This is a genomic window from Catonella morbi ATCC 51271 (assembly GCF_000160035.2).
Classification (GTDB): domain Bacteria; phylum Bacillota; class Clostridia; order Lachnospirales; family Lachnospiraceae; genus Catonella; species Catonella morbi.
Map to the genome: position 1 here is coordinate 414,517 of NZ_KI535367.1, position 12,324 is coordinate 426,840.

A 12,324-nucleotide genomic window follows, 5' to 3' on the forward strand; every position below is an offset into this window, starting at 1 on the left:
ACAATAATTAGGACAGGAACGCTCCCTCTCGGTACGAACCTGCCCTATAAATGATTTGGGATTAATTTTCTTCTATGATGCTCTTAGCCTTGTCAGGATCTGCCGAAACTGAAAGGTATATATAGTTACCTTTGCGGATAACAAAAGCATTCTCAAGACGCTTAAGCTCCTCCGGAACATAGTTCTCAAAGCTTGCCTTCTGAGTTTCAATTCTTGAATTTAACAATGTCTCAACAGTCTTTGCCGTCTCTTCATCGTTTGCTTCAAATGCAGCAATTTCCTCTGCTGTACCGCCCGAGCTTGAAACATAAATCTTTTTAGCTTTTATCTTATCCTGTGGAAGTCCCGGATAAAGAATATCGATAGTCTCTGCCTCAGGCTCAGCAAGTTTATCATTATACTTAATCTCATTTTTAAGTCTGTCCGCTACCTTTGTTACATCAACTGCCACTGTAGCACTGCTTGCTTTTGAAGAAGTACTTGCAGCCTGACTTGTGCTTTTAGTTGCGGAGCTTTTTGTGTCTCCGCCTCCTCCGCAGCCATATAATACAGCAGAAGCTGTAAGTGTCAATACAGAAAGCGTAGCTAACATTTTAATCTTGTTTGTTTTTTTCATTCTCTTAACCTCTCTTAATAATTCATATTTACTATATAAGCAAGTATTCTCTTGCAATACTCCCTATCCATATGCACTCCGTCAGGAGTAACACCCTTTGGAAGATAGCCTTTTTTGTCAGCAACGGCAGGCGAAAGATCAACATATGTTGCCTTTATACCTTCTGCCATTTCCTTAATAACCTTATTGAATTTATTAACATTTTTCATGTTAAATATTTTATCTGATTTAGATTTCTTTTCAGTCACAGGTAGAATTCCGCATACAACTATTTCTGCATTGGGCTGAATTTCCTTTATAGCCTCTATGGTTTTTTTGTATTCATCAGCAAAAATATTTGGGTAAGGCCATCCAAGTTCATTTATACCATAGCAGATATATACCTTTTTGTACTTCTTATCTTTAAGAGCTTCTACTACTGTCACCGATTGACCTTTAGCATTCTTAACCACTTTTTCGGTACGTGCATTCTTAACGTTCAAGCCTCTTCCCGCAAAAAAATCCGGGTTTTTAAGACCTGCATTTATCTGAAGTCCCTGTGTTCTTGAGTCTCCTATAAAGACAGCATCTTTATAATATGCCTCCTGTGCCTCCTTTGTTGCATCCACCAGTTCTTTAATATCGGTCTTTACCTGACTGTCAGCAGCTTTATTCTTATTGTTATCAGCTATTACAGCTCCGTTACTGGCGGTCTCCGAACTTATACTTCCGCTTGCTTCAGAAGATGAGTTTTGTACGGAACCCGTATTAACTGATGAAGTCTGACTTGTGTCAGCTGATGAAGTTGCATTACTGCTTGTGTTTTCTGTAACTGTAACCGCAGAGCCAGTAATTGTTGTACTCGCTTTACCGTTTCCGTTCCCTGTGAAAAGGCTTATTACACCGTACGCTCCCATTATTCCGGCCGCCATTATAGTTACCGTAACTAAAGCAACCAAACCTCTATGCTCATTTCGTCTTTTCTTCCGATACGAGTTTCTTTTATTTCTATATTGATTACTACCCATTATTATCCTCATTTCAAATGCAGACGGTTAGATCTGCCGGTTTCCAAAATGTCTTAGCAAAATGAGTATAAGTTTGTAAATATCAATTGTCAAGCATATTTGAGTGATTTCCCTCATTTTAAGACTTTTGTAAAATATACTTAATTAATTTAGATATATATTTGTAATCTTCTTCATCTGCATTGGCCAAAACTCCTAAAACCATTTCATTCCGTCCGCTTCCCAATTCTTTTAAAAGCTTGCTGTCTTTTAGACTTATTCCGTAACCGTTTGAAGTTAATCTGTCTCCGTATGGTACAGCAGAATCCAACACTTCAGATACCTTAGCAAAAGTGTCACTGTTTACAAATTCATCAAATTTATCCCTATCAGCTATGACTATATTTATATCACCGGCTGCAAATTTGGCTACCAGCCTTTGTGTATTTGCCACTTCATTACCCATACCCGTAGTTTCAAGAATATATGTATCATCAATCTGGACTTCCTGTTTTCCTTCTTGAAGTTCAAGGTAGGATGAAAGCTCCTTCGTAAGTTCAACCGTCTTTTCCTCATCCCAGTAATCATTTATTACTGCAACAGATGCTACTACCTCAGGCTTTGGCGAAAACATTGTATATAAAACAGAAAATACAAAGCCCAGCACAATTATTGCTGCAATAATCTTATTTCTGTAATAATCATTAAAATAAGCAAACTTCTGCTTACGGCTCATTTTTTTCCACTTATCGGATTCATTTTCATCACTGCGGTGATTATAGATATAGGCTTCCTCATCTAAAATACTTTCTTTTTTCATAGCTTACTCTTCAATCAAATTAAATTTTTTAAGCATAGCCACAAGTTTATCCTGGTTGATAGGCTTTCCGGCATAGGCTGTACAACCGTTTTCAAAGGCCTTGGTTACATGTCTTGTCTCACTTAATGCAGTAGTCATTACTATCTTAACTCTGTCTTCTTCCGAAACTCCGTTATCTTCCTCTAATTTTCTTATCATTTTAAGCGCCTGGTGTCCATCCATTTCAGGCATCATTATATCAAGGCAGACAAGGTCATAAGGCTCATTCATTTCAACAGCCATTGTAAATGCCTCTACTGCTTCCTTTCCGTCTACTGTCACATCACACTCACCGTATTTTTCAAAAAATCTGAGCATAAACTTCCTACTGGCGAAGTCATCCTCTGCTATAAGTACTCTCATTTTTACCTCCAAATCAAAATTACAAGTGTATCTTTTAAAGTTTTATGTTATCATAATGGAGTGATGGTGTCAAATAAGAAGCTGTGATTTTTTAGTGAACATTTTTGTAAATTTATGCATTAGAGCCGGGTTGCTTATAGAAAGTGAGGTATTTATGGTTTCAGATAAAATGAAGGATCTTCTGTCAGGCAGTTCTGTGATTAGGGCTATGTTTGAAGACGGGAAGAAAATGGCTGCTGAATTCGGAAAAGAAAATGTATATGACTTCAGTCTGGGCAATCCAAGTGTCTACCCGCCCGAAAAGTTAAAATCTGTGATTAAAGAACTTGTAGATAATATTCACCCTGATTATTTACATGGCTATATGAATAATTCGGGCTATGAAGAAGTCCGTTCAAAGATCGCAGCTTCTCTTAACAAAAAATTTTGTACCGGATTTTCATTTAAGAATATCATAATGACTGTCGGTGCGGCAGGCGGTCTTAATGTGATATTAAAGACTATTTTAAATCCCGGCGATGAAGTAGTTACCTTTTCTCCATACTTCGGTGAATACAGGCATTATACAGAAAATTTCGGCGGAAAGCTTGTAGCTGTCAGACCGAACACAGAAGGCAACTTTAAGCCTGATATAGATGATTTAAAAAATACCGTTACTTCAAAAACCAAAGCTTTGATTATAAATACTCCAAACAATCCTACAGGTGTAGTATACTCCGAAGAAGATATCAAAAATATAGCTGCTGTGCTGAAAGATAAAAGCAGGGAAATAGGACATACAATATTTCTCATTTCTGACGAGCCTTACAGAGAGCTTGTCTATGACAGTCTTAAGGTACCTTATCTCACCAAATATTATGATAACACCATAGTCTGCTATTCATACAGCAAGTCTCTTTCACTTCCGGGCGAGAGAATAGGATACCTGGTTATACCTGACGAGGTCGAAGATTTTGAAGAAATGATTGTTTCTGCCGGAACTGCCACCAGAATACTGGGGTTTGTAAATGCCCCGTCTCTTATGCAATTAGCCATAGCAGAATGCCTTGAAGAAGGTGTCGATATCAAAATTTATGAAAATAACAGGAACAAGCTGACAGCAATTCTTGACAAGCTCGGCTTTTCCTATGTCCGCCCTAACGGAGCTTTCTATCTATTTATGAAAACACCTGAGGATGATAAAGTTTTTGCGGAAAAAGCAAAGAAAGAAAGACTTCTTCTGGTTCCCGGCTCAGCCTTTGGTTGTCCCGGTTATGTAAGAATTGCTTATTGTGTATCCCCTGCCGTGATTGATAATTCTTACGGCGCTTTTGAAAAACTTGCTGATTATTATAACCTAAAATAATTTAACTCACTGTACTATGCAGAATAAGAGGTCTGTGGTCTATAACGTGAATAATTTGGGGTTAGAATATGCTAAATTCAATATTTTGTCTTGGATAGCATAACATTTTAATAAAATTATACTGTTCAAGGCAGTTTTATTTAATTAAACAATAACCCGTTAATTTATTTAAAGCAGAAGGGCTATCCATAATTAAATGGATGCCCTTCTGCTTTGTTCTAATATTTTCTTTTTATTACTCTAAAACTTATTCATCATTGCCAACAATCTCACCAATCACAGATATAACTGCGCCAAGGATGATAACTATATCGGAAAGATTGAATATAATCTTTGGTACTCCCTTTATTACAAAATAATCGGTAACTCCGCCTTTTTTAATTCTGTCATAAAGATTGGAAGCCGCTGCTCCAACCATAAGCGCAAGACCGAGTCTCTTTATTTTTCTGTTTTTCTTACCAAGTGTGAGCAGATAAATGTAAGCAGTCATTCCAAACATAGCGGAAACCCAAGAAAGTACCCATCTTGGCTTTTCTTCAAGATTATTCATAATCAGTCCCTTATTTACGGACTTTTTAATAGTAATCAAATCCCCAAAATACTGTCTGCCGGTTTCTATCTTATCTTTTTCAACCTGGCTCTTAAAAAACTGGTCTGTTAAAAATGCTGCCACACCTGAAAGTAATGATATCATACTCTACCTCCTATAATTAATTGATATTTCTTCTCTTTAGATACAGCTCTGCCACAATGAAGTCCATTTCAGTATCTATGTCTATAGATTTATCCCTACTCATAATATAAGCAAATTCAGGCTCTTTTTCAAGTTTTATTTGCATTTTATCATAAATAATCCGTCTTATGTACATAGCTCCGTTAATCCGGTAATACACCGGAAGCTGCTGCCTCTGTACCAAATCGTAGGTTTTGTCCCTAAATTCACTCATAGACAGACTTTCCGGCAGTGTATTGCACCAAAGCGGAGAATGTTCCGGCTCAGAAACCCCTGTAACGGCTCCCGCCTGCTTCTCTGCAAAAAGTTTATACGCATTTATTATATCACTGCTCTCTCTAAGCGGAGAGGTTGGCTGTAATAAACACACTGTATCAAAAGTCTTATTCAGTTCCAGATATTTACAGAGCACCTCTTCTACAGTCTCCCAACTCCCTGCTCTGTCACCGCTTAGTTCCTCAGAGCGTAAAAACGGAACTTTCGCACCGTATTTTTGTGCAATTTCAGCATATTTCTCACTGTCGGTAGAGACCATAACCTCATCAAAGCAGCCTGATACAAGTGCGGCTTCTATAGAATAAGCCATCAGGGGTTTCTCATTAAGTTCCTTTATATTCTTATCTTTAAGTCCTTTGGAACCGCTCCTTGCAGTTATTATTGCTATATTTTTCATATCACCTCTACAGTTTTGAGTCCAATCCTTTACCTGTTTCTATATGCTTAAATGACGGCAGATAATCTGATATATATTTTACAACATCTTCTTTCTTAGTTTCTTCTTTTTCAAACATAATTTTAAGCCCATCAGTAAATTTCACAACTCTTTCCCTATCAGGAATTTCTTTACCTTCAATAACTCCGAGGGCTACGAATCTGTTTAGATTTATATTTTCACCCTCAATATAAAATTCTTCAAAAGCTTTTTCACCGCTTGTATCAGATTTCGAAAAATAAACAGGATATTTTAAGCTCTCTTTTATGTTTTTAAAATCCGCCATTGCAATAATTCTGTTCTTTAAGGCATCGCATTTTTCAACTACCTCAGCTTCTGAGCCACAGTATTCTATATCAAAGCCTCTATGCCTAATCAATTCTTCTGCTATCTTATCAAAGGTCATCATAGCCGCTTCTTCAAGTTTTGGAAAGAAAATTTCCCTGTTATTTCCAAGCAGGCAGGCAAGCAGACAAATCTGTCCGCTTTCTTCCGGAGAAACGAAGTAGCGCTTCACATCACTCGGGGCTGTAATCGGCTGTATTTTATCCAGTCTCTCAAGAAATCCGGCAGGAAGTGAACCATTGGAAAATGCCACATTGGCAAACCTTGCAGTCTTTACCGGATAATATTCGGAATAGGAGAATATCATATCCTCCATTATCCTTTTGCTTGCTCCCATTATATTTACCGGATTTGCAGCCTTATCAGTGGATACACAAAAATACTCTTCCGGCGGATACTCTTTAAGCAGCTCCAGCAAGGCTTTTGCTTTAATAACATTGTTTTGCAGTAAAGCTTCCACAGAATATATGTCCTTTTCACTTCTTACATGTTTATGTGCCGAGAAATTAGCTACCAGGTCAAAGCCTTTTCTATTCTTAAACATTTTCACAAAAACCGGTGAAGAAAAATCCATAGGATAGGTCAGGTATTCATCCGGAATCTTAAGCTCTTTTCTGCTACGAAGGTCACGGGTTAGCTCTGCGAGTGTATTCTCATTTGTATCTACAACAACCAGTGATTTCGGTGCATACTTTAGCAAGGCTCTGATAAAAGAACTGCCTATGCTTCCTGCTCCTCCTATCACAAGGACAGATTTATCTTCTGTTTTCTCTTTCAGACTACTCTCGTAGAATTTTATATCATTTAAAAACATACTTTCTGTACGCTTGATAACTTTTTCATTTATAAATTTCTCAAGATTAAAAAGTTTCATATCTTTCTCCTTGACAGCTTGCTTTATATGATTATAGCATGTCAGAGTTTAAAATAAAATATGGAAGCAAAATACTGGAATCTCCACCTGCTGTCTACCTCAAATAATTAAACGCCCCATCTCTCGGCTTGCTTTTTACCTGTTATTTACCTCGTCTCATCATCACATACCGTTTTTCGCTATTAATTTATTGTTTTTCGATAAATTTCTATTGACATTCAATATAACCCCTGATATAATCCACAGTAACAAAATTTATATTACCAAGTAAGGAGAAGTTATGAAAGAAACACTTTGGAACAGCAAGAGAAGTATAATTTTGACTAAATTTTGTATACTTGCACTGATGCTTGCCTCTATAATTATGATGTTTTGCGGCAAATACCTTATATCCCGATTTTTAACCCTTACCGGAGGAGCCAGGATAAATATCAGCAATGAGTTTTCATTTTATATTATTACTTTTATAAGCTACATACTCGGCATAATTGCCCTGCTCACACTGTTTTGTATGCTTAGGTTCACTATCAATCTTGAAAAAGACCTGGTATTTGTACCTCAGAATATAAAATGGCTCAGGTTTATAAGTTATGGCTGCCTTTCTGCCGGTTTACTTTTAATTATAACGACTGTAGTCTACCATAAGCTTTTTCTTGTATTAAGCCTTGCCGCCCTCTTTATGATGTTAATTGTCAGGGTTATTAAAAATGCTTTTGAGCAGGCAGTAGAAATGAAGGAAGAACTTGATTTAACAATTTAAGAAAGAGGAGAATTATGGGAATTCATATAAATTTAAATGTAATTATGGCAAAGCGTAATATAGGACTTTCCGAACTGGCTGAGAAAGTGGATATTACCAATGCCAATCTTTCAATATTAAAAAATAACAAGGCTAAAGCTATACGCTTTTCCACCCTGGAAGCGCTTTGCAAGGCACTCTCCTGCCAGCCGGGAGATATAATAGAATATAAGGAGGATGAATAAAATGAATGAAAAGAAATTTGCTTACAGACCGTTTTTACTCTTGTTAACCTTTGCAACCTACATACTTGCCTACTATTATCCGGATGTAATGGGCGAGAGGTCAATAATTGTGCATCTTAGAAATTTTGATTTTAACCTGAGATTTTTTATCTTTACTTTAGCTTTTATAGGAATCACAGAGCTTACTGCTTCGAAGTTCAATAAAACCAGAAACAGAGAAAGTATATTCTGGCTTATAACCCTCATCCTGCTTTCTATTCTCTGGTGCACGAGAACCTTTGAAAGCGAAGGAGCATTTTCACCGTTTTTACTCTTATTTCTTCATTGTAATGCGGCTTATTACGTACTTATGAGAATGGAAATGACAGCAGAAGGCAAGACCGGTCCTATGGTGTTTTTTGACTTCATTTCAGCCTTTATAATTACACCGTTTTCAAACTTCCTACTTAGAATAATTGTATTTGTAAATGCTTTTAAAAACCGCTCTTTTAAGGTAAATAAGAAGAAATGCCTGCCGGTCTTAACAACAGTAATTATCACTTTAATCCTTGTAACCTTTGCCTCTTCACTCCTGTCAAATGTGGATACGGGATTTGCGAGGTTAACCGGTGGGGTTCTTAATTTACTTCCCGGTTTCGATTCTATTTTTGCTAATTACCGGTTTTATAGATTTATAACAAGATTTATCATATCCATACCTATCGGTGCTTTCCTTATGGGGCTTATAGGTGGCTCTGCTATTAAAAATGAGCCTGAATTTAAGAAAGAAAATATAGTTAACGGACTTGAAAGTTACAGACATATACCAAAGTTTGCCGTAATTACTGTGCTTGCTGCCCTAAGCACTATTTATATAATCTTCTTTATATTTCAGATACAGACTATAATTCCGGTTATCGGTTCTGATTCTTTTACCGCTCCTGAAGCCTCAAGACTTGCAGTAAAAGGCTTTTATGAACTTATTAAGATACTTATGCTTAATTTTTCGGTGCTTGGTGTATTCTTCTTCTTTGCACCGGAGAGTTTTACAGAATTTAAGGATAAGCGGGTGAAGTTTTTTGCCACACTATTTGCAACTACCGGAATTTGCTTTGCTGTTCTTGACTATTTCAAGCTTTACCTCTATGTAGCAAACTACGGCTTTACTTCAAGAAGACTGGTAGCCTACTGGTTCCTCTTAGTAATGTTTACCGCCGCCGTACTTATGCTTATAAGGCTGTATAAGAAGTTTGAAGGAATAAGGTATATAGCCATATTATTTATAGTAAGCTTTATCTTATTTGCATTTTCAGAAGGAACTATAATACAGGTAACCCCTCTTGTTGAGTCTGTTTTGCCGAGGTAACCCTCTTTACCTCCCCGCTAAAAAGCACTATAATACTATCAAAAGCTTTTTAGGGGAGGTTGTATGAAACCTAAGAAATTTTCACCGTTTTATATAAAATTAATTGCAGGAGTTATTCTGCTGATGTTTGCAGGCTATATGTACTACTCGAACGAGAATAACCAATACGCAGCTTTTATCGGAATGGGCGGTATTTTGATATTAAATGCTTATTCTATGGGAAATAAAAAAAAATAAAACCCAATTATTCACGCCATAGGTCACAGACCTCTTATTCCTCTTAGCACAGTAGGATGAACTGTTTTCGGTCTGTGACTATGGGGCGATATTACCAAACATCTGTAAAATATCATAATTCAAACCTGCGGTTTGATTATGATATTTCACAAGATGTTTCGTGAATAATTTGAATTAAATCAAATCCAAAACCTGATTTATGTCTTTCTTACCAAAATTAGGTTTTCCATCATCAATCACCATACAAGGCACACTCATAATCTGATACTTGTCACGAAGATCAGGGAAATGATTGAGGTCATAAACCTCGGTAGTTACCTTAGGACTAAGCGAAGCTATCCTCTGTGCCGCAACTACAAGGTCAGGACACATTGTACAGGTAAGGGAAACCATAATTTTAATCTTTGTATCCTTATCCACAGCCTGAATTTTTGCCTTTGTATCTTCCTCTATCTGCTGTCCCGGACCTGCCACATTATAAAGACCTAAGATAAATGAAGTAAATTCATGTCCGCCAGGAATACCATGGAAAGCAAGACCTGAGAAGCTGCCATCTTCCCTGCATACCTTTACATATGGAGCTTCTGCCGCATCGACATTTTCTTCAAGTTTGATACTTAACTTATCCGTAAGCTTAGCCAGTTCTTCCATATAGTGTTTAAGCTCGTTGGAAGAATTTCTATTATCAAGTCCGAGACTAAGCACAAGTTTATTTTCCATCTTACCGAATACCGCATTTAACTGTGCAAGCATATCTGAGGTAAACAGAGCATTACCGCTTTCTTCTACTGCCGGCTCCTTCTTTGCCGGAGTAAGTTCGTGATTGTTTGCACTTCCTTCTCTTATAGGCTGTTCAGGCACAAGCCCCGTCTTCTTATGCATTTTAACTACATACTTTTCAAGCTCTGTAGCCGCAAGAGCACCGTCACCAACCGCTGTAACCACCTGCCTGAGAGGCTTTATGCACACATCTCCCGCCGCAAAAAGTCCTTCTCTGGTTGTCATCTGAGACTTATCCGTAATAATGTATCCTCTTTCATCTGTATCTGCCAGCCCTTTAACAAGGCTTGTTTCAGGGGCATAGCCTGCAAATACAAATACACCGAAGGTATCATTTTCTACCTTATGTGTGGTCTCTTCTCCTGTTATCCTATCCTTCCAGGTAATACTTCTGAGTACTCCGTCACCTTCAACTTTTACTACTTCTTTATTATAAAGTACGGTAATATCCTTATTTGACTTAGCTTCGTCAGCTGTAGCCTTGGCACAGGTAAAATCTTCATCTCTTACAAGAATGGTTACATGTTTCGCATATTTTGTAAGGAAAACGCTTTCCTCAGCAGCCGCGAAGCCTCCGCCGATTACGAAAATATCCTTTCCCGTAAAGAATTCACCGTCACAGGTAGCACAGTATGCCACTCCATGTCCTTTGTACTCCGCCTCACCTTCAAAGCCTATCATTCTGGGATGAGCACCTGTTGCGAGAAGCACACCGAGACACTGTATCTTACCCTTTGTTGTTTCTATTTCCTTAACATCATTATCCATATTTATGGCAGTAACTTCTGCAAGCTTAAATTCTGCTCCGAAGTTCTGAGCCTGAATTCTCATCTTCTCGGTGAGTGTATGTCCGTCAGTAATCTCAATACCCGGATAATTAACCACTTCAGAAGTAATGGTAATCTGTCCGCCAAACTTTTCCTTTTCAAGCACTATTACCCTGTAGCAGGCTCTTGCAAGGTAAAGAGCTGCTGTAAGCCCTGCAGGACCTCCGCCGATTATAGCAACATCATATAAATTTTTGTTATCCATTTTTCCTCCTTACTGCATTGTATTAAACATATAAGTTAGCTTAAACTATCTATCCATTTTAACCCTTTTTGCCTCAAAGCTCAAGACTCAGGTTGATATAAAAACAGGCTGTCGCATATCGCACACCGAAGATTATATCACCGGTATTTACGCCACATACGACAGCCTGTCAAATCTACATTTTACTTAAAATTAAAGCTGTCCAACAAGATCAAGACTTGGCTTTAATGTTTCTGCGCCAGGAGTCCACTTAGCAGGGCAAACTTCATCACCATGCTCGTGTACGAACTGAAGTGCCTGAACCTTTCTGAAAAGCTCCTCAGCGTTACGACCTACGTTACCTGCATTTACTTCATAAGCAACAATCTTTCCTTCAGGATTTACTACGAAAGTTCCTCTCTCAGCAAGACCGTTATCCTCGATATATACTTCAAAATCCTTTGAAAGTACGTGTGTTGGATCTGCGAGCATAGTATATGTGAGCTTGGAAATTCTTTCTGAGCTGTCATGCCAAGCCTTATGTACGAAATGAGTATCTGTAGATACGCTGTAAATATCACAACCAACTTCTTTGAACTTTGGATAGAGGTTCTGAAGATCCTCAAGCTCTGTTGGGCAAACGAAGGTAAAATCTGCAGGATAGAAGAAGAATACACTCCACTTTCCTAAAATATCTTTCTTGCTTACCTCTTTGAAGTTATTGTTTTCAAAAGCCTGTACTGTAAAATCTGCTACTTCCTTGTTAATTAATGACATTTTAAAATCTCCTTTCAAATTTATGTTATTTTATGTACGAATATAATTCGATTGCGTACAATATTATAATATACAATATACCACAGTCAACAATAATTGTCAAAGGAAATTTTAAAACTTTTTGTAAACTTTTTGATAACATTTATTTCCCTAAAAAGGAAACGGGAGTTCAACAGTTAATGCCTTGTAATATATAGCTCAAAATCATCAAGTCCATTGAAAAATGGGCTTTTTTTAATATATTTCTTTGTCAAATTAAAATAATATATTTGTTGTAACTGTTGTATTTTATTAAAAAGTGTGATATAATATTTCTAATGAAATTAGGATATAACACAAAAGCCATTGATCCAACTT

14 protein-coding genes are annotated in these 12,324 nt (G+C 37.2%); 5 read left to right on the forward strand and 9 right to left on the reverse strand.

The genetic code is table 11. From position 1 onward, the window contains the following. Positions 1-61: 61 nt before the first annotated feature. From GCWU000282_RS05495 to GCWU000282_RS05510, 4 genes are all read right to left on the reverse strand, one after another. On the reverse strand, positions 62-616 hold the full coding sequence (locus tag GCWU000282_RS05495; RefSeq protein ID WP_051384134.1) for a DUF4358 domain-containing protein: 555 nt from the start codon (positions 614-616) through the stop codon (positions 62-64). A 14-nt stretch (positions 617-630) separates the two neighbouring features. Next, complete coding sequence (locus tag GCWU000282_RS15805) at positions 631-1,623, reverse strand: GDSL-type esterase/lipase family protein (protein ID WP_051384135.1); 993 nt, start codon at positions 1,621-1,623, stop codon at positions 631-633. A gap of 118 nt (positions 1,624-1,741) precedes the next feature. Then, positions 1,742-2,422, reverse strand: coding sequence for a hypothetical protein (locus GCWU000282_RS05505; RefSeq protein WP_023354041.1), 681 nt, complete (start codon positions 2,420-2,422; stop codon positions 1,742-1,744). A 3-nt stretch (positions 2,423-2,425) separates the two neighbouring features. Then, entirely contained in the window at positions 2,426-2,824 is a 399-nt protein-coding gene (locus GCWU000282_RS05510; protein WP_023354042.1) for a response regulator, read from the reverse strand. A gap of 154 nt (positions 2,825-2,978) precedes the next feature. On the opposite strand from GCWU000282_RS05510, the gene GCWU000282_RS05515 reads away from it, so the two are divergent. Next, the gene (locus GCWU000282_RS05515; RefSeq protein WP_035039809.1) at positions 2,979-4,169 is read left to right on the forward strand and encodes a pyridoxal phosphate-dependent aminotransferase; all 1,191 of its coding nucleotides are present in this window, start codon (positions 2,979-2,981) and stop codon (positions 4,167-4,169) included. Between the two features lie 247 nt (positions 4,170-4,416). Here the strand turns inward: GCWU000282_RS05515 and GCWU000282_RS15810 are convergent, their stop codons facing one another. Genes GCWU000282_RS15810 through GCWU000282_RS05530 form a run of 3 tightly spaced genes read right to left on the reverse strand, consistent with a single transcriptional unit; the run spans position 4,417 to position 6,833 of the window. Then, positions 4,417-4,863 (reverse strand): signal peptidase II, encoded by a 447-nt coding sequence (locus tag GCWU000282_RS15810; RefSeq protein ID WP_023354044.1) that lies wholly within the window; start codon positions 4,861-4,863, stop codon positions 4,417-4,419. A 16-nt stretch (positions 4,864-4,879) separates the two neighbouring features. Then, entirely contained in the window at positions 4,880-5,575 is a 696-nt protein-coding gene (locus GCWU000282_RS05525) for an acylneuraminate cytidylyltransferase family protein (protein ID WP_023354045.1), read from the reverse strand. 7 nt (positions 5,576-5,582) lie between these two features. Continuing rightward, the gene (locus GCWU000282_RS05530) at positions 5,583-6,833 is read right to left on the reverse strand and encodes a polysaccharide biosynthesis protein (RefSeq protein WP_023354046.1); all 1,251 of its coding nucleotides are present in this window, start codon (positions 6,831-6,833) and stop codon (positions 5,583-5,585) included. A gap of 280 nt (positions 6,834-7,113) precedes the next feature. Here GCWU000282_RS05530 and GCWU000282_RS15815 point away from each other — a divergent pair, with 280 nt between their 5' ends. The 4 genes from GCWU000282_RS15815 (at position 7,114) to GCWU000282_RS16585 (ending at position 9,399) form a co-directional block, all read left to right on the forward strand. Then, positions 7,114-7,593 carry a DUF2975 domain-containing protein gene (locus GCWU000282_RS15815; protein WP_023354047.1) on the forward strand — a complete coding sequence of 160 codons (480 nt, stop codon included), beginning with the start codon at positions 7,114-7,116 and terminating at the stop codon, positions 7,591-7,593. A 14-nt stretch (positions 7,594-7,607) separates the two neighbouring features. Beyond that, a complete protein-coding gene (locus GCWU000282_RS05540) occupies positions 7,608-7,817 on the forward strand; it encodes a helix-turn-helix domain-containing protein (RefSeq protein ID WP_023354048.1) in 210 nt (69 codons plus the stop codon). A gap of 1 nt (position 7,818) precedes the next feature. Further along, positions 7,819-9,162 (forward strand): DUF4153 domain-containing protein, encoded by a 1,344-nt coding sequence (locus GCWU000282_RS05545; protein WP_035039625.1) that lies wholly within the window; start codon positions 7,819-7,821, stop codon positions 9,160-9,162. 63 nt (positions 9,163-9,225) lie between these two features. After that, on the forward strand, positions 9,226-9,399 hold the full coding sequence (locus GCWU000282_RS16585; protein WP_023354050.1) for a hypothetical protein: 174 nt from the start codon (positions 9,226-9,228) through the stop codon (positions 9,397-9,399). Positions 9,400-9,573: 174 nt separating this feature from the next. Here the strand turns inward: GCWU000282_RS16585 and GCWU000282_RS05550 are convergent, their stop codons facing one another. Both GCWU000282_RS05550 and ahpC read right to left on the reverse strand, forming a co-directional pair. Further along, positions 9,574-11,211, reverse strand: a complete 1,638-nt coding sequence (locus GCWU000282_RS05550; RefSeq protein WP_023354051.1) for an FAD-dependent oxidoreductase — start codon at positions 11,209-11,211, stop codon at positions 9,574-9,576. Positions 11,212-11,403: 192 nt separating this feature from the next. Further along, positions 11,404-11,967, reverse strand: coding sequence for an alkyl hydroperoxide reductase subunit C (gene ahpC, locus GCWU000282_RS05555; protein WP_023354052.1), 564 nt, complete (start codon positions 11,965-11,967; stop codon positions 11,404-11,406). Between the last annotated feature and the right edge of the window lie 357 nt (positions 11,968-12,324).

Bases quoted from the DNA above. Each gene is read 5' to 3' on its own strand.
- GCWU000282_RS05495 (WP_051384134.1), bottom strand. From the start codon at position 616: ATGAAAAAAACAAACAAGATTAAAATGTTAGCTACGCTTTCTGTATTG.
- GCWU000282_RS15805 (WP_051384135.1), bottom strand. From the start codon at position 1,623: ATGGGTAGTAATCAATATAGAAATAAAAGAAACTCGTATCGGAAGAAA.
- GCWU000282_RS05505 (WP_023354041.1), bottom strand. From the start codon at position 2,422: ATGAAAAAAGAAAGTATTTTAGATGAGGAAGCCTATATCTATAATCAC.
- GCWU000282_RS05510 (WP_023354042.1), bottom strand. From the start codon at position 2,824: ATGAGAGTACTTATAGCAGAGGATGACTTCGCCAGTAGGAAGTTTATG.
- GCWU000282_RS05515 (WP_035039809.1), top strand. From the start codon at position 2,979: ATGGTTTCAGATAAAATGAAGGATCTTCTGTCAGGCAGTTCTGTGATT.
- GCWU000282_RS15810 (WP_023354044.1), bottom strand. From the start codon at position 4,863: ATGATATCATTACTTTCAGGTGTGGCAGCATTTTTAACAGACCAGTTT.
- GCWU000282_RS05525 (WP_023354045.1), bottom strand. From the start codon at position 5,575: ATGAAAAATATAGCAATAATAACTGCAAGGAGCGGTTCCAAAGGACTT.
- GCWU000282_RS05530 (WP_023354046.1), bottom strand. From the start codon at position 6,833: ATGAAACTTTTTAATCTTGAGAAATTTATAAATGAAAAAGTTATCAAG.
- GCWU000282_RS15815 (WP_023354047.1), top strand. From the start codon at position 7,114: ATGAAAGAAACACTTTGGAACAGCAAGAGAAGTATAATTTTGACTAAA.
- GCWU000282_RS05540 (WP_023354048.1), top strand. From the start codon at position 7,608: ATGGGAATTCATATAAATTTAAATGTAATTATGGCAAAGCGTAATATA.
- GCWU000282_RS05545 (WP_035039625.1), top strand. From the start codon at position 7,819: ATGAATGAAAAGAAATTTGCTTACAGACCGTTTTTACTCTTGTTAACC.
- GCWU000282_RS16585 (WP_023354050.1), top strand. From the start codon at position 9,226: ATGAAACCTAAGAAATTTTCACCGTTTTATATAAAATTAATTGCAGGA.
- GCWU000282_RS05550 (WP_023354051.1), bottom strand. From the start codon at position 11,211: ATGGATAACAAAAATTTATATGATGTTGCTATAATCGGCGGAGGTCCT.
- ahpC (WP_023354052.1), bottom strand. From the start codon at position 11,967: ATGTCATTAATTAACAAGGAAGTAGCAGATTTTACAGTACAGGCTTTT.